17 protein-coding genes are annotated in these 25539 nt (G+C 71.4%); 9 read left to right on the forward strand and 8 right to left on the reverse strand.

The features are described from left to right. The first annotated feature begins 28 nt into the window (after positions 1-28). Both J8403_RS14590 and J8403_RS14595 read left to right on the forward strand, forming a co-directional pair. Positions 29-1879, forward strand: coding sequence for an ABC transporter ATP-binding protein (locus J8403_RS14590; protein ID WP_211123572.1), 1851 nt, complete (start codon positions 29-31; stop codon positions 1877-1879). After that, the gene (locus J8403_RS14595; protein ID WP_211123573.1) at positions 1876-3747 is read left to right on the forward strand and encodes an ABC transporter ATP-binding protein; all 1872 of its coding nucleotides are present in this window, start codon (positions 1876-1878) and stop codon (positions 3745-3747) included. The genes J8403_RS14590 and J8403_RS14595 overlap by 4 nt, the downstream gene beginning before the upstream one ends. Positions 3748-3864: 117 nt before the next feature. Here the strand turns inward: J8403_RS14595 and J8403_RS14600 are convergent, their stop codons facing one another. The 4 genes from J8403_RS14600 to J8403_RS14615 all read right to left on the reverse strand — a co-directional run bounded on the left by J8403_RS14600 (position 3865) and on the right by J8403_RS14615 (position 8517). Further along, positions 3865-4545, reverse strand: coding sequence for an aspartate/glutamate racemase family protein (locus tag J8403_RS14600; protein WP_211128245.1), 681 nt, complete (start codon positions 4543-4545; stop codon positions 3865-3867). A gap of 421 nt (positions 4546-4966) precedes the next feature. Further along, on the reverse strand, positions 4967-5752 hold the full coding sequence (locus tag J8403_RS14605; RefSeq protein ID WP_343245298.1) for an AroM family protein: 786 nt from the start codon (positions 5750-5752) through the stop codon (positions 4967-4969). A gap of 38 nt (positions 5753-5790) precedes the next feature. Beyond that, the gene (locus J8403_RS14610; RefSeq protein WP_211123574.1) at positions 5791-7494 is read right to left on the reverse strand and encodes an OPT/YSL family transporter; all 1704 of its coding nucleotides are present in this window, start codon (positions 7492-7494) and stop codon (positions 5791-5793) included. 60 nt (positions 7495-7554) lie between these two features. Then, positions 7555-8517 carry a DUF1177 domain-containing protein gene (locus J8403_RS14615; RefSeq protein ID WP_211123575.1) on the reverse strand — a complete coding sequence of 321 codons (963 nt, stop codon included), beginning with the start codon at positions 8515-8517 and terminating at the stop codon, positions 7555-7557. Positions 8518-8890: 373 nt separating this feature from the next. On the opposite strand from J8403_RS14615, the gene J8403_RS14620 reads away from it, so the two are divergent. Together J8403_RS14620 and pepE are read left to right on the forward strand one after the other, a co-directional pair. After that, the gene (locus J8403_RS14620; protein WP_211123576.1) at positions 8891-9694 is read left to right on the forward strand and encodes an IclR family transcriptional regulator; all 804 of its coding nucleotides are present in this window, start codon (positions 8891-8893) and stop codon (positions 9692-9694) included. Positions 9695-9844: 150 nt separating this feature from the next. Next, positions 9845-10582, forward strand: a complete 738-nt coding sequence (gene pepE, locus J8403_RS14625) for a dipeptidase PepE (protein WP_211123577.1) — start codon at positions 9845-9847, stop codon at positions 10580-10582. A gap of 17 nt (positions 10583-10599) precedes the next feature. Here pepE and J8403_RS14630 read toward each other — a convergent pair whose 3' ends face one another. Continuing rightward, positions 10600-11124 (reverse strand): DinB family protein, encoded by a 525-nt coding sequence (locus J8403_RS14630; protein WP_246585843.1) that lies wholly within the window; start codon positions 11122-11124, stop codon positions 10600-10602. Positions 11125-11684: 560 nt separating this feature from the next. Between J8403_RS14630 and J8403_RS14635 the strand changes: the two genes are divergently transcribed. The 3 genes from J8403_RS14635 (at position 11685) to J8403_RS14645 (ending at position 17739) form a co-directional block, all read left to right on the forward strand. Next, positions 11685-13913, forward strand: a complete 2229-nt coding sequence (locus J8403_RS14635) for a M4 family metallopeptidase (protein ID WP_211128247.1) — start codon at positions 11685-11687, stop codon at positions 13911-13913. 371 nt (positions 13914-14284) lie between these two features. Beyond that, a complete protein-coding gene (locus J8403_RS14640; protein WP_211128248.1) occupies positions 14285-15916 on the forward strand; it encodes a M4 family metallopeptidase in 1632 nt (543 codons plus the stop codon). A 146-nt stretch (positions 15917-16062) separates the two neighbouring features. Continuing rightward, on the forward strand, positions 16063-17739 hold the full coding sequence (locus tag J8403_RS14645; RefSeq protein ID WP_211123579.1) for a M4 family metallopeptidase: 1677 nt from the start codon (positions 16063-16065) through the stop codon (positions 17737-17739). Positions 17740-17826: 87 nt separating this feature from the next. Here J8403_RS14645 and J8403_RS14650 read toward each other — a convergent pair whose 3' ends face one another. The 3 genes from J8403_RS14650 to glgP all read right to left on the reverse strand — a co-directional run bounded on the left by J8403_RS14650 (position 17827) and on the right by glgP (position 22608). Continuing rightward, positions 17827-19380 (reverse strand): substrate-binding domain-containing protein, encoded by a 1554-nt coding sequence (locus tag J8403_RS14650; RefSeq protein ID WP_211123580.1) that lies wholly within the window; start codon positions 19378-19380, stop codon positions 17827-17829. A gap of 200 nt (positions 19381-19580) precedes the next feature. After that, entirely contained in the window at positions 19581-19793 is a 213-nt protein-coding gene (locus J8403_RS14655) for a hypothetical protein (RefSeq protein WP_211123581.1), read from the reverse strand. A 106-nt stretch (positions 19794-19899) separates the two neighbouring features. Next, entirely contained in the window at positions 19900-22608 is a 2709-nt protein-coding gene (gene glgP / locus J8403_RS14660; protein ID WP_211123582.1) for an alpha-glucan family phosphorylase, read from the reverse strand. Positions 22609-22830: 222 nt separating this feature from the next. Between glgP and J8403_RS14665 the strand changes: the two genes are divergently transcribed. Together J8403_RS14665 and J8403_RS14670 are read left to right on the forward strand one after the other, a co-directional pair. Continuing rightward, positions 22831-24666 carry a rhamnogalacturonan lyase gene (locus tag J8403_RS14665; RefSeq protein WP_246586334.1) on the forward strand — a complete coding sequence of 612 codons (1836 nt, stop codon included), beginning with the start codon at positions 22831-22833 and terminating at the stop codon, positions 24664-24666. Between the two features lie 27 nt (positions 24667-24693). Further along, the gene (locus tag J8403_RS14670) at positions 24694-25488 is read left to right on the forward strand and encodes a pectate lyase (RefSeq protein WP_211123583.1); all 795 of its coding nucleotides are present in this window, start codon (positions 24694-24696) and stop codon (positions 25486-25488) included. Positions 25489-25539 lie beyond the last annotated feature (51 nt).

The raw sequence follows: 25539 nt of genomic DNA on the forward strand, positions 1-25539 counted from the left end.
TCGGTGGCGGACCGTAGTCTCGCCACTGATGGCTGTGACGAGTGAACCCCGCGCCCTAGAGGGCGGTGCCGCCCCGCGGCACCGCTCCGCCACGCGTTCGCTCCTGCGGTTGTGGCCGTATGTGCGCCCGGTGCGGGTGCGGCTGTTCGGCGCGGCCGGGGTGGCGGTCGTCGCCTCCTGTCTGGGCCTGGTCATCCCGCTGGTCCTCAAGTGGATGGTGGACGGGCCGGTGGCCCACCGGGACCCGGGCGGGGTCTGGCTGGGCGGTGCGCTGCTGCTGGCCCTGGGCACGGCCGAGGCCGGGCTCTTCGGGCTGCGGCGCTGGCTGGTGGGGCGGCCCCTGGCCTCCGTCGAGGCCGCGATGCGCGCCGATCTCTACCGCCATCTGCAGCGGCTGCCGGTCTCCTTCCATGACCGCTGGGCCTCCGGCCAGCTGCTGTCGCGGGCCACGACCGATCTGATGCTGCTGCGGATGTTCCTGGCCTTCCCGCTCACCTTCCTGGTGGTCAACGGGGTCACCATCCTTGCCGGATTCGCCATTCTGCTGTCGCAGGAGTGGACGCTGGGCCTGATCCTGCTGTTCCCGGCGGTGCCGCTGATGATCCTCTGCTCGCTCTTCGAGAAGCGGTACGCGACGGTGGCCCGCACCGTGCAGGACCAGACCGGCGATCTGACGACGGTCGTCGAGGAGGGCGTGCTGGGCGTCCGCATCGTCAAGGGCTTCGGCCGCCACCGCAGCCAGGCCCGTGCCTTCCGCACCCTGTCCGAGCAGGTCCGCTCCACCGAGCTGCACAAGGCACGGCTGCTGGCCACGATCTGGGCGCTGATCATGACCCTGCCGGAGCTGGCGATCGGCGCGGCGCTGGTGCTCGGCACGGTGCGGGTGGCCGACGGGGATCTGTCGGCGGGCACGCTGGTCGCCTTCCTCTCCACCGCCCTGACGCTGCGCTGGCCCGTGGAGTCCCTGGGCTTCCTCCTCGCGATGAGCCAGGACGCGGCGACGGCCACCGACCGTTATTTCGACGTCATGGACGCGGAACCGGCCGCCGCGGCCGACCGGCGGCCCGCGGGGTCGCCGCGGCGCGGCCAGGACGGCCAGAGCGCGGTGGACAGCCAGGACCGCGAGGGCGGGCTCCGGTTCCAGGGGGTGGAGTTCGCCTACGCGGACGCGCCACCGGAAGAGCCGCCCGTGCTGCGCGGGGTCGATCTCCACATCCGGCCCGGCGAGACCATGGCGCTGGTCGGGGCGACCGGCTCCGGGAAGACCACCCTTACCGCTCTCGTCCCCCGGCTCCAGGAGATCACGCGCGGGCGGATCACCCTCGACGGCCGGGACATCACCGCCCTGACCCGGGAGGAGCTGCGCTCCCTGGTGGCCGTCGCGTTCGAGGAGCCCACGCTGTTCTCCGCCACCGCCGGTGAGAACGTCCTCATGGGCGCGAGCGACGCGGGCCGGGAGGAGCTGCTGCGGGCCCTGAAGGTGGCGCAGGCCGACTTCGTGCACGCCCTGCCGGAGGGCACCGACACCGAGGTCGGCGAGCAGGGGCTCAGCCTGTCCGGCGGTCAGCGGCAGCGGCTCGCGCTGGCGCGGGCCGTCGTGGGCAGCCCGCGGTTCCTGGTGCTCGACGATCCGCTGTCCGCCCTCGACGTGCACACCGAGGCGCTGGTGGAGGCGGCGCTGCGGCAGGTGCTGGCGGCCACGACCGCGCTGGTCGTCGCGCACCGGCCGTCCACCGTGCTGCTCGCCGACCGGGTCGCGCTGCTGTCGGGGGGCCGGATCACCGCCGTCGGCACCCATCAGCGGCTGCTGCGGGAGAGCGCGGAGTACCGGGCGCTGATGTCGGGTCAGGAACGCGAGGAGGGGGAGAGCAGACCATGACCACGGTCGAGGAGGAGCGGGAGAGCACCGACGACGAGGGCTGGGGCGAGGACAGCGACAAGGGCCGGGCGACGTCGTCCGACCCGTTCGACCGCGATGTCCTGCCGGTGCCCAAGGGCGCGTCCCTGGCCCTGCTGCGTTCACTGCTCTCGCCGCGCCGGCGGCGGGTCTGGCTGGCGGCCGTCCTGCTGCTGCTCCAGCAGGCCGCCGTCCAGGCGGGTCCGCTGCTCGTCGCGTACGCCATCGACCATGCCGTGCCCGCACTCCGCGACGGCGCCCACGGCCCGCTGATCGCCGTCGGCGCGGTCTATCTGGGCTGTGCGCTCGCCTCCGGGGCGCTGCAGTACGCGTTCATCCGCTTCTCCGCCCGGATCGGCCAGGACGTGCTGCTGGATCTGCGCGGCCGGATCTTCCGCCATGCCCAGGCGCTGAGCGTGGACTTCCACGAGCGCTACACCTCCGGCCGGCTGATCTCCCGCGCCACGACCGATGTCGAGTCGCTGCGCGAGCTGCTCAGCGAGGGGCTGGAGGAGCTGCTCGGGGTCGCGCTGTCGGTCGTCTACATCTCCATCACGCTGCTCTATCTCGACTGGGGGCTGGGCGGGGCGGCCGTGCTCTCCTTCTGGCCGCTGTATCTGCTGATCCGCTCCTTCCAGCGGCGCTCCATGCGGGTGTACCGCAAGCGGTCGACGGCGATCGCGGCGGTGATCGTGACGTTCACCGAGACCATGAACGGCATCCGCCCCGTGCAGGCGTTCCGCCGCGAGCGCGCCAACGACACGCGCTTCCGGGAGCTGAACCACCGCCATGAGCGCGCCAACGGGGACGCGATCCTGGAGATGGCCCGCTATGTGGTCAGCTCCCGGCTGGTCGCCAACGCGGCGGTGGCCGCCCTCGTGCTCTGGGGCGCCTACCGGGTGGCCTCCGGTTCGCTCGCGCTCGGGGTGCTCGCCGCGGCCGCGCTGTATCTGCGCAGGCTGTACGACCCGATCGACCGGCTGGGGATGTTCCTCAACTCCTACCAGTCGGCGGCTGCCTCGCTGGAGAAGATCGCGGGACTGCTGGCCCAGCGCCCCTCCGTCCCCGAGCCCGCCGACCCCAAGCCGCTGCCGCCGCGCCCGGCGAAGACCCCCGGCCGGGAGGTGGTCTTCGACGGGGTGCGCTTCGCCTATCGCACCGGCGGCGAGGTGCTGCCCCGCTTCGACCTCACGCTGCCCGCCGGGCAGACGCTCGCGGTGGTCGGGGCGACCGGTGCGGGCAAGTCCACCCTCGCCAAGCTGCTGGCCCGCTTCTACGACCCCAGCGACGGCCGGGTGCTGCTCGACGGGGTGGATCTGCGCGATCTGGCCATGCCCGAACTGCGGCGCGGTGTGGTCATGGTGACGCAGGAGGCGTTCCTGTTCTCCGGCACGATCGCCGAGAACATCGCCATCGGCCGCCCCGACGCCACCCGCGCCGAGATCGAGCAGGCGGCCAAGGCGATCGGCGCACACGACTTCATCGCCGCCCTGCCCGACGGCTACGACACGGACGTGCGCAAGCGCGGCGGCCGGATCTCCGCCGGGCAGCGCCAACTGGTCGCGTTCGCCCGCGCCCTGCTCGCCGACCCATCGGTCCTCATCCTCGACGAGGCCACCTCCTCCCTCGACATCCCGGGCGAGCAGGCGGTGCAGCGCGCCATGGACACGGTGCTGCGCGGCCGTACGGCGGTCGTCATCGCCCACCGGCTGTCGACCGTCGAGACGGCCGACCGGGTGCTCGTCATGGCCGACGGCCGGATCGTCGAGGACGGACCGCCGGACCGCCTGATCGCGGGCGAGGGCCGCTTCGCGGCGCTGCATCAGGCGTGGCGGGACAGCCTGGTGTGACGCGCCGGGCGAAAGCCTTACGGCTGCTCGGCCGGCGCGCGGAGCCCTTACGGCTGCTCGGCCCACGCGCGGAACCCTTACGGCTGCTCGGCCCACGCGCGGAGCCCTTACGGCTGTTCAGCCGCCGTACGCGTACGAGGCGAGCAGTCCGGCGGCGAGCACCGGGTCCACGACCGGGACGCCCAGCCGCTCCTCCAGCAGCGGGCGGATGCCGATGGTGTTGAGGCCGGTGCAGGCGAGGAGCAGGGTGTCCGCGCCCGATGCGACGAGCCCGGCCGCGGCCTCCAGCACCGCCGCGGGCCCCTCCGGGGCGAGCAGGTCGGTGGTGCGGTGGACGCCGTCGGGGCGTGCGGAGGCGGCGAAGTGGTCGCCGAGCACGGCGCGTACGGCGGGCGGTGCCTCGTCCCGGATGCCCAGCACCCCGACCCTGCGGCCGAGGCCCAGCGCGACGGCGGCGGCCGCCGAGCCCGCGCCGATGACGGGGATGCCGACGGCCTGGCGGGTCTGCTGCAGCGCCGGATCGGCGGCACAACTGATGATCAGCGTCCGCGCCCCGGCATCGGCCAACTCCCGCGCGAGGTCGACGATCTCGGGTTCGGCGCGGGCCTCGGAGTCGTCGTCATGGATGCCGTGGGGCTGGCCGGGGATGCACCGCGAGACGGTCGGCAGACCGTAGCGCTCCTCGATGGCCGTGCCGTGGGTGGCGACGGCGGCAGGATCCTCGCTGGTGAGGACGCGGATCACGCCGATGGGGCGGGCTGGGGCGGCGGACGCGGACACGGACGCGGGCGAGGGCATGGACACGGTGGACCTCCGGTGGGTGAGGCGCTACGGCGTAGGCGGAGGGTGCGGGTGGGGGCTGCGGAAGCCTCACGGGGGCGGCTGGTGCGAGGAGGCGATACGGGGCAGGTGGGTGCGCCGCTGCGTTACGCGACGGCAGGGTGCGGGCGAGGACGCGGAGGCTTGCGGGGCGCGCGGAGGCGCGGAAGTCTCACGGGGCCGGTGGATACGCGGAGGCGATGCGAGGTCGGCAGGGTGCGAGCGAGTGCGTGGAGGCGTTACGGGGGGCGACAGCCTGTGGCCGGGCGCGTGGCGCCTTACGAGGGCGGCAGGGTGCAGGCAGATGCTCGGCGGCGCCGCGGGGTGGCGGGGTGCGCGGCGGCCAGCCGCACTGCTGGGCGGCGGCGCGCGCCGACCCGGGCGGCGCGCCGCGTCATCGTCACGCTGAGGCCGCCACCACCTCTGCCGCCATGCGGACGGCGATGGCGCGGGCCAGCAGTACGGGGCGGCCCGCGGCCCGCAGCGCGGCGGTGCGCATCTGTTCCGTGTAGCCGATGCAGTCCAGGACGAGCCAGGAGCTGCCGCGGTCGGCGAGGGCGCGCGCGGCGGCGGCGATGTCGTCCAGGACGCGCTCGGTGGGGCCGTACGGATCGGCGGTCGCGGCCTGGACCCGGCCCGGCAGCAACTCCGCCCAGCGGCGGGAGACGTCCTCGGCCTGGTCGGGGTGCGGGCAGACGATGCCCACGGGATCGGTGCCCACGGTCGCGGCGACGGCCTGCTGCACCAGCGGTTCGGCGAACAGCAGGGGCCGCCGGGCCCGCACCGCCGGGAAGCGGCCGGTGCACAGCAGCAGGGTCGCGGCGGCTCCGTCCCGCTCCGCGCGGGCGACCGCGTCCGTGATGCGCGGGACGATCGCCCCGTGCCCGAGCAGTACCGAACGGCCGTCCCGCAGCCGGGAGACCAGCGGTGCCTCGCCCTCCTCGGGGGCCAGCAGCCGGCGGGTCGCCGCCTCGGCGTCGCCGTCGAACCGTTCGGCGTCGAGCGCGCCGTGCTCGACCAGGCGCACCCCGGGCAGCAGTGGTTCGGCGTCCGGGCGGAGGTCGGCGCGCGGGGCCTGGCCGATGGTGACGAGGCCGAGGGCCGGGGCGCCCGCCGGATGGCCGGGGCCTCCGGTCTCCCTGGTGTCCCTGGTGTCCCTGGTGTCCATGTCGTCCACAGCGTGCACGTCCTTTCTCACTGGGCCTTCCCTCGCTGGGCCTTCCCTCACAGGGCCTTGGTGAGCTGGCCCACGTCGTTGAGGGAGCTTCCGGCCACGAGCCCCGCGCCGACCAGCGACAGGTCGTTCTCGGCCTGCTCGTCGGACTCCTTGCGCGCCTCCGCGTCGGCGATCCCGCGCCGCCGCCACAGGGTGTAGAGCCGGCGGACGACCAGGGCGCCGAGGACCATCCAGCCGGCCTGGGGCGTGGCCACCAGGAGTCCGGTGGCCAGCAGGACGCCCATCTGCCGGGAGGGTCCGCCGAGGAGCTGGACGAGCGCGCCGGGGATCGCCCACAGCAGCATGGTGGTCATGGTGCCGGGTTCGAGGCCGGTCTTGATGGTGGTCACGTAGACCTCGGCGACCGGCGGCACCTTGCCGTCGGAGAAGAAGGTCTTCCAGGCGACGGCGACGACGACCAGCGCGACGCCGAAGCCGACGAGCTGGGCGAGGTACTGCTGACGCCGCCCCTCGATCTCGAAGGGTCGCCAGGGCGCGGCGTCCCGACGTAGCAGCCAGCCCGCCTTGAAGTCGTAGCCGAGGTCGGCGAAGGCGGGGCCGGTGGAGGCCGTGTAGCCGACCAGCAGGGCGAGCGGCACGGTCGGGATGTGCAGCACCAGACCGATGATCAAGAAGATCAGGGTGACGGCGAAGGCCGGGAACCAGCCGGAGTGCATCGCCGCCAGCCCCACGATCAGCTGGTGGACGATGGCGGCGACACCGGCCAGCAGCACCCAGCCGACCAGGGCGGGCAGCGAGAGCCCGCCCACCGCACCGCCCGCGATCGCGACCACGATCGCGCCACAGACGAAGAGGCCCATGCCCTCCAGCAGTCCCCTGCGCAGCTGGGGGGCCTGGACCGTAAGACCGCCGTCGGCATCCGAGCCGTGGGCCGCCGGGCCCTCGGCAGCCGGACCGTCGGCGGTCCCCTTCGCCCCGCCCTTCCGCGTCCGCATCAGCAGCAGCGCCTGCGCCAGGGCGACGAGCCCCGCGCCGATCATCAGCCCGTGCGGCACATGGCGGGCGCCCAGATCGAAGCCGAACTCGGGGGCGTACTGCCCCACGGTCAGCCCGACGCCGAACATGGCGAGCGCCCAGATGTTGCCCAGGAACCCCACACCCGCGGCGCTGGTCGGCAGCTTGAACAGCGCGCCGACGAAGCCGATCACCGCGCCCGCGCCCAGGATCGCGGCCTTGCGCCCGCCGGTGTCCCCGGCCTTGATCGTCTCGGCCGCCGCGATCCCGGCCGGCCACGACCCGGTGGCGGGCAGCAGCTTGGAGTCGAACACCCGGTACAGCACCCAGCTGTCGACGGCCAGGCCGATGACGGCCCCGCCGAGCATGGGCCACACCAGGTCGTTACGTCCCAGGGCGAACGGCACCGCGATCGGGGTGAGCAGCGAGTTGGCCGCGGCGAAGGTGGAGCCGGAGATCGCCGACTGCACCAGGTTCTGCCGGTGCTTGGAGCGCATCCGGGTCAGCACGCCGACCGGGATACGGCCGATGAGCATCGCCACCAGGGCGCCGATCACGGCCGTGTTGGGCGACACCCCGAGCGAGGTGATCAGCACGATGCCGATCAGGGCGCCGAGAACCGACAGCACGATGGTCAGGACGAGGGTGACCGGCTCGAAGGCTCTGGGGTGCGACCGCGGTGGGGCGTCCGCGGCCGCGGCCGCGGCGTCCGCGCCGGCCTGGGGGTTCGGGTTCATGGGGACTCCTGCGGGGTCCGGTGGGACGGGTCGGTCACCCGTCCGCTGGGGACGGGTCGGTCACCCCGCCGGGGTGAGGGCCTGGAGGTGGGTCATGGGGCCGTACAGCTCGACCAGGCGCGCGAACTCCTCGGGGTCCAGGAAGCGGGCGACGCCGCGTCCGAACTCCTTCGCGGTCTCGACCGCGAACCGGGCCGCGACCGCGATGTCGGTCTCGTGGCTGGCGCCGGTGGCGCATCCGGCCACCGCCGAGCCCGCGGTGATCGCGAGGCCGACGACGGGGGCGGTGGTGGCGACGGCGGGCTGGAGGATGGAGTTGAGGTGGTGCACTCCGTTGCCGTACGGGGTGATGTCCTGCGTGGTGATCGGCAGGATGCGCGCCGACTCGCCGGTCACGCTCTCCAGGACGGCCACCAGATCCTCGCTGACCCGCAGGATCCAGCCCTGGCAGACCGTCGGCGACAGGGCGACGCCGCGGTGGTTGAGCAACCGGTTGCCCTTGGTGGTGTCGATGGAGACGACCGCGTCCATCGCGGGCGAGATCTCCTCGCGGTTGCACGTCAGCGTGTCCACCGGGGAGTCCATGAAGGGCACGGGGTCGTGCGGCTGGGTGGGGGCCCAGCCGGAGACGTGGGTGGAGAGCGTGACATCGCCGTCCAGGACGTCACCGCGGGCGTGCATGTCCAGCAGCTTGGCCGCGGCGGACAGCGCCGCCACCGCCCCGTCGGCGTCCGAGACCAGCCCGATCCGCTCCGGGCGGGCCCCGACTCCGCCGAGCCGGCCGAGGATGCCCAGGGTCGGGGCGTGGCCGCCGCCCAGCTTGCCGCGGCGGCCGGGGACGGTGACGGAGACGAAGTCCGTGCTGCCCTTGTCGCCCTCGACGGTGCGCACCTCGACCTGGGGCGCCGTCTGCGGGTCGGCCCCGGCCGCGGCCTGGACCGCGCGCAGATGGTCGGCGAGGAGGGCGCCGCTGGTCTGCGGACGGTCGAGGAGTTCGATGATGTCAAGGACGTGTTTGAGCACGGCTGGCCTCTCACGGCGGGGTGACGCGGTTGGTGACGCGGTCGGTGACGCGGTCGGTGATGTGGTGGGAGATGCGGTGGGAGATGCGGTCGGTAAGGCGGTCAGGGGCGCCGTCGGCGATGTGACCGGCAGATGCGATCGGTAAGGACGTCGGCGATGCCGTCGGTGAGGCGATCGGTCATGCCTCGGTAAGGCGATCGGTGACGCCGATGGCCCGATCGGACGAGCGGGGAAAGCGGCGCGCGGGGCGGGCACTGCCACCGGGCACCGGCCTGGCCGGGGATCCGCCCGGCCGTCGGCTCCGCCAGGGTCCGCCCGGCGTCGCGCTGTGCGCAATGTTTTCTCGATATCCGAGAATGTTTACTCTTTCGTCATGCCTGAACAGAAGCCCGTAACCGGCACCCCGCCCCTCCAGACCGCGGACCGCGTGCTGAACGTGCTGCTCGCCTTCGACCGCGAGCGCCCGGAGTGGGGCGTCACCGAGATCGCCGAGGAGTTCGGGCTGGACAAGTCGGTGGCCCAGCGGCTGCTGGCCGCGCTGGCCTACCGGGGCTTCCTGGTCTCCGACAAGCGCTCACGGCGCTACCGGCTGGGCCCGGCGGTGTGGCATCTGTCCTGGGTGTGGGAGCGCGGCGGCGGCATGGCCAGCCTGGCCCGGCCGATCCTGGAGGCGCTGGCCGAGGCGGTCGGGGTGAACACGCTGTTCGCGGTCCCGGACGGGGTGCATATGCGCTGTGTCGCGGCGGTGGACGGGGCCACCGGCCCGCTGCGCTACTACGTGCTGGCGGGCGAGCTGTACCCGGCACACGCCGGCGCCACCTCCCGCGCCTACTTCGGTATGCTCCCGCCCGGTGACCGGGCCGTGCTGCTGTACGGCCGCCCGATGGCGCGCTTCAGCGAGCACACGCCGACCGATCCGGTGCGGCTCGAGGAGCGCTTCTCCCAGGTGCGGCGCGACGGCTACGCCTACTCCGAGGGCGAGTACGATCCGGACAGCGCGGCGCTCGCGGCGCCGGTTCTGGTGGGCAGACGTCCGGTGGGCACCCTGACTCTGGCCGCCGCGCCCGAGGTGCTGCGCCCCCGCCGGGAGCAGCTGATCGCGCCGCTACTGCAGGGCGCCGCCGATCTGGGCAGGCTGCTGACGCCGACCCGGCCGCGACGCGCCCCGCGCCGCTAGCGGCACCGAGTGGCGCCAATTCGCGCGGCGCACGCACACTGCCCGTCCCGACGATTCCCCCCACATCCCCTCGCCACTTCAGTCCTCCGTTCCGCCGTTCCGCCGTTCCGCCGCACCTCCGTTCCACCGTTCCGCCAGAAAGGCCTCCTCATGCAGTTGTTGCTGCTGTCGAACTCCGCCGCGCCCGGCCGTGGCTATCTGGACCACGCCCTCGAGGAGATCGCCTCGGCACTGGACGGCGCGCGCCGGCTCGTCTTCGTGCCGTACGCGCTGGCCGACCACGACGGCTACACCGCCAAGGTGGCCACGGCCCTGGAGCCACTGGGCGTGGCGGTCACCGGCGCGCACACCGCCGACGACCCGGCCGAGCTGGTGCGCGGGGCGCAGGCGGTGTTCGTCGGCGGCGGCAACAGCTTCCGGCTGCTCAAGGCGTTGCACGAGCGCGATCTGGTCCGGGCGATACGGGAACGGGTGGCCGCGGGCGCCGTCTACATGGGCTCCAGCGCGGGGACCAACATGGCCTGCCCGACCCTGCGCACCTCCAATGACATGCCCATCGTCCAGCCGCCCACCTTCGAGGCGCTGGGGCTGCTGCCGTTCCAGATCAACCCGCACTACCTCGACGCCGAGCCGAACACCGCCCACATGGGCGAGAGCCGTGCCCTGCGGCTCGAGCAGTTCCTGGAGGAGAACGACGTCCCCGTGGTCGGACTGCGCGAGGGCACCTGGCTGCGCCGGAACGCGGACCGGCTGACCCTGGGCGGCATCGACGCCGGGGCGATCCTGTTCCGCAGGGGCGAGGACCCGGCGGAGCTGCGCCCCGGCGCCGATCTGAGCGCGCTGTTGCGGGAGGAGCCGCGCTTCGACTCCGCCGCGCACGCGTCCTGACGGCGGGGCCGGGCGGCTCACTCACCGACCGAGCCGTCGGCCAACTCCCGTACGACATCGAGCTGTCCGGCGTGGCGGGCGTACTCCTGGAGCAGATGGAAGAGGATCCAGCCGAGCGTCGGGGCCTCGGCCTCGGTGGCGAACCGCCCGCCGGTGGCCGCCCGCCGCTCCAGCGGTACGCCCGCGACGGTCGCCCGCGACCAGGCGCACTGCTCCTCGTACCGCGCCCGCACCTCGGCGGAGGTCATGCCCTCGGGGACCCGCCATCGGTCCTCGGGGCCGCGGTCGCCCCAGGGCTCGTCGACCGCCTGGCCCAGGAATCCCCAGCGAAGCCAGCGCCGTTCGACATGGGTCAGATGGCGGAGAAGCTCCAACGGGGTCCAGCCGGACGGCAGTCGGCTGGTGCGCAGCTCGTGCTCCGAGAGGCCGTGGAGCTTGTTGGGCACCACGGAGCGGAAGTAGTCGAGATAGGCGCCGAGCATGTGGTGAGGCTCGGTCAGCGAATGCGGGGGCTCGTCGATCGGGTTCACGGGGTCGGACATGGGGGCGATGCTACGGAACGCCACCGACATCGGTCATTGCCGAATTTGACCGTAAATCACCGTCATACGAACACGGCATAGCTGTCAACGGACGCTTTCCGGACAAGTTCTTGTCGCGATCCTGACAGGTCAAGTCCAGTGGTGCCACTCTTCCCTCGGCCGAGACGCCCGCATTCCCACAGTGTGCGGACCCAAGGCCGTACCCCCAAACCCCCGGTCGCACCGCGGCCGCACCCCGTCGTTCATCCGCGACAGGGCGCACCCGGTAACGCCAGGGAAACCCCCGGTCGCACCGCGGCCGCACCCCGTCGTTCATCTGCGACAGGGCGCACCCGGTAACACCAGGGGACGGTAAACCCGCTCTGCCCCGCTCTGCCCTGCCCTGCCCGGACGGCGACCCAGCCGCCCGGTCGTCCCGGCCGTGCCACCGTGCGGCCAGCGCAGAAGGAGTCAGCGTGAGATCCCTCCCCCAACGGCACCTCAGACCCAGCCCCCGCAGATCCGGTCGCACCCCAGGTCAGCGAGGTGTCGCGACCGGCGCGCTGGTCGTCGCGGCGGCGATGATCGGCGTCGGCATCCAGAGCGGCACCGCCGCGGCCCGCCAGGACGGCGCCGCCGACCGCCCCGCCGCCCGCACCATCTCCGGCGCCCCCGACCCCGGCGCCCTCCCCGCCAAGCTCTCCCCCGCCCAGCGCGCCGAGCTGATCCGGAAGGCCGACGCCGCCAAGAGCGCGGCCGCCAAGGGCCTCGGGCTCGGCGCCAAGGAGAAGCTGGTCGTCAAGGACGTCATCAAGGACGCCGACGGCACCACCCACACCCGCTACGAGCGCACCTACGCCGGACTTCCCGTCCTCGGCGGCGACCTGGTCGTGGACCGGGCGAAGAGCGGTGCGCAGCTGACCGTCGCCAAGGCGACCAAGGCCCGGCTGGCCGTGCCGACCACCACCGCCGTCGTCGCGCCCGCCACCGCCGAGAAGGCCGCCGTGAAGGCGGCGAACGCGCAGGGTTCGCGGAAGACCGAGGCCGAGCGGGCGCCCCGCAAGGTGATCTGGGCCGCGAAGGGCACCCCGACCCTCGCCTATGAGACGGTCGTCGGCGGCCTCCAGGAGGACGGCGCCCCGAACGAGCTGCACGTCATCACCGACGCGGCCACCGGCACCAAGCTGTTCGAGTTCCAGGGTGTCAAGAAGGGCACCGGGAACAGCCAGTACAGCGGCCAGGTGGCCCTCGGCACCTCGGGCAGCGCGGGCTCGTACAACCTCACCGACTCCGGCCGCGGCAACCACAAGACGTACAACCTCAACCGCGGCACCTCGGGCACCGGCACGCTCTTCACCGACGCCGACGACGTCTGGGGCAGCGGCAACACCTCCGACGCCGCGACCGCCGGTGTGGACGCGCACTACGGCGCCGCCGAGACCTGGGACTACTACAAGAACGTCCACGGCCGCACCGGCATCCGGGGCGACGGCGTCGGCGCGTACTCCCGGGTCCACTACAGCAGCGGCTATGTCAACGCCTTCTGGCAGGACGCCTGCTTCTGCATGACCTACGGCGACGGCTCGGGCAATGCCAAGCCGCTGACCTCCCTCGATGTCGCCGCCCACGAGATGAGCCACGGGGTCACCGCGGCCACCGCCAACCTCACCTACAGCGGTGAGTCCGGCGGGCTCAACGAAGGCACCTCCGACATCTTCGCCGCGGCCGTCGAGTTCTACGCGAACAACGCGAGCGACCCCGGGGACTACCTCGTCGGTGAGAAGATCGACATCAATGGCGACGGCACCCCGCTGCGCTACATGGACAAGCCCAGCAAGGACGGGGCCTCCAAGGACAGCTGGTACTCCGGTGTCGGCAATGTGGACGTCCACTACTCGTCCGGCATCGCCAACCACTTCTTCTACCTGCTCTCCGAGGGCAGCGGTACCAAGGTCATCAACGGCGTCAGCTACGACAGCCCGACCTACGACAACCTCCCGGTCACCGGCATCGGCCGGGGCAACGCGGAGAAGATCTGGTTCAAGGCGCTGAGCCAGCGGATGACCTCCAACACCAACTACGCGGGCGCCCGTGACGCCACGCTGTGGGCGGCGGGCGAGCTCTTCGGCCAGGGCAGCGCGCAGTACAACGCGGTGGCGAACGCCTGGGCCGGGGTCAACGTCGGCACCCGGATCGCCGACGGCGTCACCGTCACCCCGCCCGGCGCCCAGACCAGCATCGTCAACCAGGCCACCAGCCTGCAGATCACCGCGACCAGCTCCAACCCGGGCGCGCTCTCCTACGCGGCCGATGGACTGCCCGCGGGCCTGTCGATCAACTCCTCGACCGGCCTGATCTCCGGGACCCCGACCACCGTCGGGTCGAGCCAGGTGACGGTCACGGTGACCGACTCGGCCGGCAAGACCGGCACGGCGTCCTTCACCTGGACCGTGAACACCAGTGGCGGCAATGTCTTCGAGAACACCGCGGACATCGCCATCCCGGACGCGGGGGCGCCGGTCACCTCGCCGATCGCGGTGAGCCGGGCCGGAAACGCGCCGTCCAACCTCCAGGTGGGCGTGGACATCGTGCACAGCTACCGCGGCGACCTGGCGATCGACCTGATCGCCCCGGACGGTACGGCCTACCCGCTCAAGAGCGCCAGCCTCTTCGACTCGGCGGACGACGTGCGGACCACGTACACCGTGAACGCGTCCTCGGAAACCGCGGTCGGCACCTGGAAGCTGCGGGTCCAGGACATGTACGCGCAGGACACCGGCTACATCAACAGCTGGAAGCTGACCTTCTGACCGAGCCGTGAGGCTCCCTCAGGACAGGCGCCGCCAGGGGTCGACCCGACTCCCCCTGGCGGCGCCTCTTCATGCCCTGACCTGGTCCTGGCCCCGGTCCTGGCCTGGCTCCTGAACCTGCTCCCGGTCCCCCGCTCCGGTAGCCCCCGACTCTTACGCCGAGCTGTCCGGATTCCGAAGGTTGATCAGCATTCAACGAACATTTTCCCTTCGACCTGTCGTGAAACCCGTGACATGTCCGGGACTTATATGACAGTCTGCCGAACGCATTACGCATCAGTACCTCTTGTTCAGCACCGGGCCGCACTTCCCCGCAGCCCGGCGCTGACCCCCCACAGCAACGAGGAGATCGCGTGCGCAAGACCTTCAGCATGCCCATATCCGGTACCGGCAAGCGGCGTTCGGTGATCGCGGCCGGTACCGTGGTCGCCGCGGCGGCCCTGCTCGCCTCGGGAATGACCACCGGCACCGCGGGTGCCGCCCCGGCCAAGTCCGGCGGCCAGCCCACGGCGCTCACCGCCTCGGCCCGCGCCGAGCTGCTCCGCGAGGCCAACGCGACCAAGGCGGACACCGCCTCGTCGCTCGGCCTCGGCGCCAAGGAGAAGCTGGTCGTCAAGGACGTCATCAAGGACGCCGACGGCACCACCCACACCCGCTACGACCGCACCTACGACGGCCTGCCCGTCCTGGGCGGCGACCTGATCGTCCACCAGGCCAAGGGTGGTGACGTCAAGAGCGTCACCAAGGCCACCAAGGCCACCGTCAAGGTCGCCTCGACCGCGGCCGGGATCGCCCCGAGCACCGCGGCCAAGGCCGCCGTCAAGCTGGCCAAGGCCGACGACACCACCCAGGCGGCGGCCGACCAGGCCCCGCGCAAGGTGATCTGGGCCGCCACCGGCAAGCCCGTGCTCGCCTACGAGACCGTCGTCGGCGGGGTGCAGAAGGACGGCACCCCGAACCAGCTGCACGTCATCACGGACGCCGCCACCGGCAAGAAGCTCTACGAGTACCAGGGCATCGAGACCGGCAAGGGCGCGAGCGAGTACAGCGGCTCGGTCGAGCTCGGCACCACCAAGGAAGGCAGCGGTTACACCCTGACCGACGCCGACCGCGGCGGCCACAAGACCACCAACCTGGAGAACGGCGAGGAGGGCGAGGGCAAGGCGTTCACCGACGACGACGACAACTGGGGCACCGGCAAGCCGGACGACCCCCAGACCGCCGCCGTCGACGCCCACTACGGCGCCGCCGCCACCTGGGACTACTACAAGAACGTGCACGGCCGCGACGGCATCGCCGGCGACGGCAAGGGCGCCTACTCCCGCGTGCACTACGGCGACAGCTACGTCAACGCCTTCTGGGACGACAGCTGCTTCTGCATGACCTACGGCGACGGCGAGGGCAACAAGGCGCCGCTGACCGCGCTCGACGTGGCGGGCCACGAGATGAGCCACGGCGTCACCTCCAAGACCGCGGGCCTGGAGTACAGCGGCGAGTCGGGCGGCCTCAACGAGGCCACCTCCGACATCTTCGGCACCTCGGTGGAGTTCAGCACCAAGAACACCACCGACGTCGGTGACTACCTCATCGGCGAGGCGATCGACATCAACGGCGACGGCACCCCGCTGCGCTACATGGACAAGCCCAGCAAGGACGGGCAGTCCGCGGACGCGTGGTCCGACGGCGTGGGCGACCAGGACGTGCACTACTCCTCCGGTGTCGCCAACCACTTCTTCTACCTGCTGTCCGAGGGCAGCGGCGCGAAGGAGATCAACGGGGTGAAGTACGACAGCCCCACCTCCGACGGCTCCAAGGTCGAGGGCATCGGGCGGGACAAGGCCGAGAAGGTCTGGTACAAGGCCCTGACCACGTACATGACCTCCAACACCGACTATCACGCCGCCCGTGAGGCCACGCTGAAGGCCGCCACGGACCTCTTCGGTGCCGACAGCGCCGAGTACAAGGGCGTGGACGCCGCCTGGGCCGGGGTCAACGTCAAGTAGGACCAATCCAGTTCGTCGCACGACACTTTGCCGGTGCCCGGGGCCTCAGGCCCCGGGCACCGGTATGTTTTATCCACGGCAAAGCGGCATCTTTGTCGCGTTGGGCGGAACCTTCGCCCAACTCACCATCACAACTGGAGATACGCGTGGATTCACGTTCGACGTCAGCGATATCCGGCATATCATGTCTCAGACGCTCGCGTACCGCCCTCGCCGCCGGAGCGGCGACCCTGGCCGCCTCCCTGCTCGCCGCCGGCGCCACCGCCGGCTCCGCGAACGCGGCCGCCCCCTCGGCCTCTTCGGCCTCCTCCGCCTCCGCCGTCTCCCTCTCCCCCTCCGTCCGCGCCGAACTGCTGCGCGAGGCGGGGGCGACCGCGGTCTCCACCGCGAAGTCGCTGGGGCTCGGGGCCAAGGAGAAGCTGGTCGTCAAGGACGTCATCAAGGACGCCGACGGCACCACCCACACCCGCTACGAGCGCACCTACGCCGGACTTCCCGTCCTCGGCGGCGATCTGATCGCCCATGAGTCCGCGAGTGGCGCCTCCCAGGGTGTCGACAAGGCGACCGACGCCGATATCAAGGTCGCCGACACCAGCGCCGCCGTCGCCCCCTCCGGCGCCCAGCGGTCCGCCCTGAGCGCCGCGCGGGCCGCGGGCGACAAGGAGACCGGCGCCAAGGCCGCGCCGCGCAAGGTGATCTGGGCCGCCACCGGCAAGCCCACGCTCGCCTACGAGACGGTCGTCAGCGGGGTCCAGAAGGACGGTACGCCCAGCAAGCTGCACGTCATCACCGACGCCGACACCGGCAAGAAGCTGTACGAGTTCCAGGCCGTCGAGAACGGCACCGGCACCGGTCAGCACAACGGCAAGGTCACCGTCGGCAGCGTCCGCAGCGGCAGCCAGTGGATGCTGAAGGACGCCCCGCGGGGCGGCCACCAGACGTACAACCTCAAGCACGCGTGGGAAGACACCAAGAAGGGGTCGGCGTTCTACGACGCCGACAACGTCTGGGGCAACGGCAAGCCCACCATCGCGCAGACCGCCGCCGTGGACGTCCACTACGGCGCGGCCATGACCTGGGACTACTACAAGTACGTCCTCGGCCGGAACGGCATCAAGGGCAACGGCAAGGCCGCGTACTCGCGCGTCCACTACGGCGACGCGTACGAGAACGCCTTCTGGGACGACGACTGCTTCTGCATGACCTACGGCGACGGCGCGGGCAACAAGAAGCCCCTCACCGCGCTCGACGTCGCGGGCCACGAGATGAGCCACGGGCTCACCTCGGCCACCGCCAACCTGGAGTACAGCGGCGAGTCCGGCGGGCTCAACGAGGCCACCTCCGACATCTTCGGCACCGCCGTGGAGTTCTACGCCAAGAACGCCAAGGACCCCGGTGACTACCTCATCGGCGAGAAGATCGACATCAATGGCGACGGCACGCCGCTGCGCTACATGGACAAGCCCAGCAAGGACGGTCTGTCCTACGACTACTGGAAGAGCGGTGTGGGCGACGACGACCCGCACTTCACCTCCGGTATCGCCAACCACTTCTTCTACCTGCTGGCCGAGGGCAGCGGCCGTAAGGTCATCGGCGGGGTGACCTACGACAGCCCGACCAAGGACGGCCGCACCGTCAAGGGCATCGGCCGGGCCAAGGCAGAGAAGATCTGGTACAAGGCCCTGTCCTCGTACATGACCTCGACCACCAACTACGCCAAGGCCCGCACCGCGACCCTCAAGGCCGCGAAGGCCCTGTACGGCGCGAGCAGCGCCGAGTACAAGGCGGTCGACAACGCCTGGGGCGGCGTGAACGTGAAGTAGGCCTCGCCGGTCGGCCGGGCGGGCGGCTCCGTGCCCGCCCGGCCGACCGGTGACTCACGGTGGGTGGTACCCCCGCCGGCGGCGCCCCTACCGCCCGCCGACCGCCAGCTGACACGCCCGCTGGTTCTCCGCGGCGGAGCAGGGCAGATGACCGTGCTTCTCGACGAGGTTCCGCCCGGTGTCGCCCGCCAGATAGTCGAGGAACTTCGAGGTCAGGGAGTTGGGGGGCGGCGCGGTGTAGGTGTAGGCGTACTCCGGCTCCCAGAAGGAGTACGTGCGCTCCCGCACCGCGTCGACGGAGGGCTTGCGTCCCTCCAGGGCCACCAGATGGAGTGCCCCCTTGCGGGCGCTCTCCTGGGCGGAATGCAGCTCGGCGTATCCGATCGCGCCGGGTGTGCTCGCCACCGTCTTCAACACCTCACCCGTACTGTCGAGTTCACAGCGGATGACATGGTCCTTGGCGAATTTCGGGCTCCGGCAGTTGTCCGACGTCCGGGAGATCTCATTGCCGCCCAGCACCCGGTTCTCGAACACCCCGCGCGTTCCGGATTTCGCGTCCCGGCTCACCAGCCGCACCGGCAGATCGGGGCCGTCGGGCAGCTGATTCCAGTTGGTGATCCGGCCGGAGTAGAGCCCGCGGAGATCCTCCAGGGAGAGATCCGTGACCCGGACGTCCTTGTTCACCACCATGCTGAAGACGGACAGCGCCACCAGATGCTCCTTGAGCTTGGGGTTCCCGTCTCCGTCCGGGCCATCGGAGAAGGCGAGATACGCCGGGAATCCACCCTGCGCCGCCTCCCCGGCATCGATCAGCGTCTTCGTACCGCGCCCACTGCCCTGCGCCTCCACGGTGACCTGCGCACCACGGCAGTCGCCCTGATACGCCGCGCCCACATCCTGGGTGACCGGCTTGAACGCGGTCGAGCCGACGATCGTCAGCTTCCCCTCGGCACATCCGCGCGGCAGCGGATCGTCCCGCAACAGCTGGGTGCCGAAGGGCTGGAGGATCAGCAGCGCCAGCAGGCTGCCGATCAGCCCGAGCACCCGGTTGCTGGGCCGCCGGAACTTCTCGTTGTTGCGGATCCTGCCTTCCTTGATCCGCCCGCCCACATGCGGCGGCTTGTCCGTCCCCGCGCCCGTCAGCAGCACCAGCAGCTTGAAGTGATCCCCCTTGTTCAGCGGCACCCGGGGCAGCGAGATCTCATTGCCCTCACAGACCAGCCCGGGGTTCTCGGGGGTCCCGTGCTGCGGAAGGTGGCGCAGCAGATCGGGGTGGCTGGGCTCGGTGACCGCCACGTCCCGCACGATCCGATTGGGAAAGGTCGCGGTGAGCCCTCGGTGGTTCGTCGCGGGTGCGGTGATGTAGTCGTCGGCGTCAAGGCTGCGGAATCCGTCGTTCTCGATCCGCAGCAGGACGAGTGAGGCCCCGGCCAGATCCGGGGTGTTCTCCAGCATCCGCAGCCGCTGATGGACCGGCCCGTCCTGGGTACTGTCGTCTATCAACGTGTCCATCTGCACGCGATAGCCGATACGCTTCCGCCCGGGAATCAGCCGCTCATACGAGAGCCCCCCGAGCGTGACGATCACACCGAGAAGCGCCAGCAGATTCTCGGGCGCCGTCAACTGTTCCAGCCACTTCACGATTTCCCCCCGTGCATGCCATGGCTTCAGGGGGGCGAATGTACGCTCCGAGAACGCTTACGGGGCCGATGTGGCCCACCTCTCATGCAATGTTCGTCCCGCGTTCAACGACCCTTGTCCGCGGGGCCCGAACGGCCCGACGGCACCGAGCGGCAAGCCCGTCCCCCTGCCGCCGCACGGCACCGCCGCCTGACGCGGAGTCAGTCATCCAGCGGCATGCGGATGACGGGGTCAAAGGGACGCTTCTGAAAACCGGTCCGCAGATTGCGGCAGCCCGGCGCCTTGCACATGAAGAACTCCTCGACCGTCTTCCGGCCGGTCCGATTCTTGAGCCAGGCCTTCTCGTCGGCAGTGAGACGACGGTGCATTTCGTCCGTTCCACAGGTGTAGCAATAAATCTTCTGGTCTCGCACGACACCTCCCGAAAACGCGGACAGCCAACCCGCGAGCCTATAAAACGAGTTGAACCACCAACAGTGCACAACCGGACAACTCCGACCCGGCGGGCGCCCTGAACGCTCAGCGCATCAGGACTCCCGCCGCCTCGGTCATGGAATCGCCGGGCAGCGCGGTGAGGCCCAACTCGGGGGCGGAGGCCAGGAGGTGGTGGGTGGGGAGGATGCGGATCGTGTAGCCGAAGGGGCCGGTGCGGTCGAGGGCGAGGGGGCCTTCGTAGAGGTGGCGGCCTTCGGGGTCGGGGTCTGTGGTGGGTTTGAGGGGGACGTGGGTGGCGTCGGTGATGCGGTCGGTGTCGTCGACGCGGCCCGCCACCGCCTGGACCTCCACGTCCGCCGGGGCCAGTCCGGCCAGGCGCACCCGGACCCGTAGGGAGAGGGTCGAGCCGAGTTCGGCGGCGCCGGCGGGGGCGGGTGGGGTGAGGTGGGCCTCGACGTGGTCGACGGCGACGCCCGGCCAGGCGTCGCGGATCCGGGACTTCCAGGTGGCCAGTTCGGCGGCCGCCACCGGGTCCAGCGCGCGGTGGGAGCGGGCGGCCGGGGCGTAGAGCCGCTCGACGTATTCGCGCACCATGCGGCCGGCGAGGACCTTGGGGCCGAGGGTGGTGAGGGTGCGGCGGACCATGTCGATCCAGCGGCCGGGGAGGCCGTCCGGGCCGCGGTCGTAGAAGCGCGGGGCGATCCGCCGTTCCAGCAGGTCGTAGAGGGCGGTGGCCTCCAGGTCGTCGCGGCGGGTCTCGTCGATGGCGTCACCGTCGGCGGTGGGGATGGCCCAGCCGAAGTCCGGGTCGTACCACTCGTCCCACCAGCCGTCGAGGACGGAGAGGTTGAGACAGCCGTTCAGCGCGGCCTTCATACCGCTGGTGCCGCATGCCTCCAGCGGGCGCAGCGGGTTGTTGAGCCAGATGTCGCAGCCGGGGTAGAGCTGCTGGGCCATGCCCATGCCGTAGTCGGGCAGGAAGACCAGGCGGTGGCGGACCCGGGGGTCGTCGGCGAAGCGGACGAGTTCCTGGACCAGGCGCTTGCCGCCGTCGTCCGCCGGGTGGGCCTTGCCCGCGACGACGATCTGGATCGGCCGCTCGGGGTGGAGCAGCAGCTCCATCAGCCGCTCCGGGTCGCGCAGCATCAGGGTGAGCCGCTTGTAGGAGGGGACGCGGCGGGCGAAGCCGATGGTGAGGACGTCGGGGTCGAGCACCCCGTCGATCCAGCCGAGCTCGGCGGTGCCCGCGCCGCGCTGCCGCCAGGAGTCGTACAGCCGCTGGCGGGCCTCGGCGACCAGCCGCTTGCGCAGGGTGCGGCGCAGCTCCCACAGCTCGGCGTCGGGGAGGTGGCCGAACTGGCGGGCGCCGAGCCGGGTGACCTCGGGGGCCGTCCAGGTGGGTGCGTGCACCCCGTTGGTGATGGAGGTGATGGGCACCTCCTCGGGGTCGAACCCGGGCCAGAGCCCGGCGAACATCTCCCGGCTGACGCGGCCGTGCAGCGTGGACACCCCGTTGGCGCGCTGGGCCAGGCGCAGCCCCATCACCGCCATGTTGAAGAGGTTGGGCTCACCGCCGGGGTAGGTCTCCATGCCGAGCGCGAGGACCCGCTCGACCTCGATTCCCGGCAGCTCGGCGTCGTCACCGAAGTGGCGGGCGACCAGCTCGCGGTCGAAGCGGTCGATACCGGCGGGGACGGGGGTGTGGGTGGTGAAGACGGTCCCGGCCCGCACCGCCTCATGGGCGGCGCCGAAGTCGGCCCCGTCGGCGATCAGTTCGCGGATGCGCTCCAGGCCCTGGAAACCGGCGTGGCCCTCGTTGGTGTGGAACACCTCGGGGTCGGGGTGGCCGGTGAGCCGGCAGTACGCGCGCACGGCGCGGACGCCGCCGATGCCCAGCAGCATCTCCTGCAGCAACCGGTGCTCGCTGCCGCCGCCGTAGAGCCGGTCGGTGACATCGCGCTCACCGTGGCCGTTCTCCTCCACATCGGAGTCGAGCAGCAGCAGCGGCACCCTGCCCACCTGGGCGTGCCAGACGCGGGCGTGGAGCGGACGGCCGCCGGGCAGGGTGAGCGGGATCCGGACGGGCCGGCCGTCCGCCTCGCTCAGCTGGGTGAGCGGCAGCTCGTTGGGGTCCAGGACCGGATAGTGCTCCTGCTGCCAGCCCTCGCGGGAGAGCGACTGCCGGAAGTAGCCGTGGCGGTAGAGCAGTCCGACGCCCATCAGGGGCACGCCGAGGTCGCTGGCGGCCTTGAGGTGGTCACCGGCGAGGATGCCCAGGCCGCCGGAGTACTGGGGCAGGGCGGCGGTGATCCCGAACTCCGGCGAGAAGTAGGCGATCGCGGCGGGGAGTCCGGAGGGGGCGGATGGGCCTGGGGGTGCGGAGGGTGCGGGCGCGCCTGGGGGTGCGGACGGTACGGATGCGCCGGAAGGTACACCGGATGCGCCTGACGCCGCGGACGCGCCGGGCCCCGGCCCCGCGCGGTCCTCCGCGGCGACCCGCCCCTGGTACCAGCGCGGCCCGGTCAGATAGTCGTGCAGATCATCCGCGGCCGCCGTAAGACGCCGCAGGAAGGAGCGGTCCTCGGCGAGGTCCGCGAGCCGGGAGACGGGCACGGCGCCCAGCAGCCGCACCGGGTCCCCGCCCGACTCCCGCCATCCCTCGGGGTCCACGGACTCGAAGAGCTCGCGGGTCTCGGGATGCCAGGACCAGCGCAGATTGCGCGCCAGCCGGTGGAGCGGTCGCAGGGGCTCCGGAAGCACGGGGCGCACGCTGAATCGACGAATGGCCTTCACCCTTCGACGGTAGCGGCCGACGAGTCCCCGTTTCGGCTGTTTCGCCCCGCTCCCGAGAAGTCGGCCCGAAGGCGGCAACCTTTCCGGCCAAGGGGGCGACTAGGGGGCACACCTTCCCCCCATGCCTTGGAGGACCACGTGCGCTCCCGGGACAGTTCGCACACTCCACCCCCCGCCCATCCGCCCGGATTCCCGGTGCGGAGGACACCGACCCGCGGCCGGATGCTGGCCGTCGCCTGCGCGGCGGGCGCGCTGACCGTCACCTCACTGGTGAGCGTCTCGGAGGCCGCCGAGGACAAAGGGGCCGCGCCGAAGGCGGCCGCCGCGGCCCAGCTGGAGAGGCTGGACCGGGGGCTGGTGAGCGTGCACACCGGCAATGACAACCTGGTCAGCTGGCGCTGGCTGGCCACCGATCCGAATGACGTGACGTTCAACCTCTACCGGGGCGCCGTCAAGGTCAACTCCTCCCCCATCACCACCACCAACTACCTCCACAAGGACGCCCCCAACAGCGCGGACTACACCGTGCGGGCCATCGTGGGCGGGGTCGAGCAGCCCGCCTCGCCGAGCGCGACGCAGTTCCGCCCCGGGTACTACGATGTGCCGATCTCACCGCCGGCGGGCGGCTCCGGCTACACCTACGAGGCCAATGACGCCTCGGTCGGCGACCTCGACGGCGACGGCGATCTGGACTTCGTCCTCAAGTGGCAGCCGACCAACGCCAAGGACAACTCCCAGTCGGGGGTCACCGGCAACACCGTCGTGGACGGCTACACCCTGCAGGGGCAGCGGCTGTGGCGGATCGACCTGGGCCGCAACATCCGCTCGGGCGCCCACTACACCCAGTTCCAGGTGTACGACTACGACGGCGACGGCCGGGCCGAGGTCGCGATGAAGACCGCCGACGGCACGGTCGACGGCGCCGGGAAGACCATCGGCAGCGCCTCCGCCGACTACCGCAACTCCGGCGGCTATGTGCTCAGCGGGCCCGAATATCTGACGATGTTCAACGGGCGCACGGGGGCCGCGATGAGCACGGTGGACTACGTCCCGCCGCGCGGCACCGTCTCCTCATGGGGCGATGACTACGGCAACCGCGTGGACCGCTTCCTGGCCGGTACGGCGTATCTCAACGGCTCCACCCCCTCGCTGATCGAGGCGCGCGGCTACTACACCCGCACGGTGATCTCCGCCTGGAGGTTCAGCGGAGGGCAGCTCACCCGTCAGTGGACCTTCGACACCAACAGCTCCACCAACACCGGCAAGGGCTACGACGGCCAGGGCAACCACGCGCTGGCGACCGGAGACGTGGACGGCGACGGCCGGGACGAGATCGTCTACGGCTCGATGGCCGTGGACGACAACGGCTCGGCGCTGTGGACCAACAGGAACGGCCACGGCGACGCCGCCCACCTCGGCGACCTCGACCCCGCGCGGCCGGGCCTGGAGTACTTCAAGGTGGACGAGGACTCGTCCAAGCCGGGCTCGTACTTCGCCGACGCCCGCACCGGCCAGGTGCTGTGGTCCACCGCGTCCGGCGGCGACAACGGGCGCGGTGCGGCCGGCGACATCTGGGCGGGCAACGACGGCGCCGAGATGTGGTCCGCGCGGGACGACCAGATCCGCGACGAGGGCGGCGGCGCCAAGGGCCGCAAACCGTCCTCGATCAACTTCCTGGCCTGGTGGGACGGCGATCCGGTGCGCGAGCTGCTGGACGGCACGCATATCGACAAGTACGGCCCCTCCGGTGACACCCGGCTGCTCACCGGCTCCGGGGTGCACTCCAACAACGGCACCAAGGCCACCCCGTCGCTGTCCGGCGACATCCTCGGCGACTGGCGCGAGGAGGTGGTCTGGCCGACCGGCGACAACAAGGCGCTGCGGATCTACTCCACGCCGTACGAGACCGACCGGAAGATCACCACGCTGCTGCACGACCGGCAGTACCGCGAGGCGCTGGCCTGGCAGAACACCGCCTACAACCAGCCCCCGCACCCCAGCTTCTTCCTCGGCGACAAGATGGCGACCCCGCCGCGGCCGGCCATCACCACCCCGTGAAACCCCCCACAGAGAAGGAGTTCCGACATGGCTGAACAACGCACCGGGCACCGCGCGATAGCCGGCGTCCTCGGCGCCGTCGCCCTCACCGCGGGCGCGATCACCACCGGGCTGACCCTGCCCGCGGCCTCCGCCGCCACCTGGCCCACCCCCAGCGGCACCCCGCAGGCGGTCTCCAAGACCATCAGCGTCAGCGGGACCACCGACGGCGGTATGAAGCGCTACTACGGCTCCGGCGACCTCGGCGGCGACGGCCAGGAGGAGGACCAGGGCCCGCTGTTCGAGCTGAAGGACGGCGCCACCCTGAAGAACGTCATCCTCGGCGCCCCGGCCGCCGACGGCGTCCACTGCGAGGGCAGCTGCACCCTGCAGAACGTCTGGTGGGAGGACGTCGGCGAGGACGCCGCCACCTTCCGCGGCACCGGCAAGACGTTCAACGTGATCGGCGGCGGCGCCCGCAAGGCCGCGGACAAGATCTTCCAGTTCAACGGCGGCGGCACGCTCACCATCTCGAACTTCGCCGGCCAGGACTTCTCCACCTTCGTCCGGTCCTGCGGCAACTGCTCCTCGCAGTACAAGCGCACCATCAATGTGAGCAACACCGAGATCACCGCCCCGGGCAAGGTCATCGGCGGGATCAACACCAACTACGGCGACTCGCTGACCCTGCGCGGCATCACCGTCGTCGGGGACAGCAGCAAGAAGATCGTCCCGTGCCAGAAGTACATCGGGAACAACACCGGCGCCGAGCCGAGCAAGAACGGCAGCGGCCCCGACGGCACCTACTGCAAGTACAGCTCCTCCGACATCACCTACCGGTGATCGCCGCCTGGCCACGAACCACCGCGCGCCGTGCCTGACCCTCACAGGGAC

Origin of the sequence: Streptomyces yatensis (assembly GCF_018069625.1) — a bacterium.
GTDB classification, from domain to species: Bacteria; Actinomycetota; Actinomycetes; order Streptomycetales; family Streptomycetaceae; genus Streptomyces; species Streptomyces yatensis.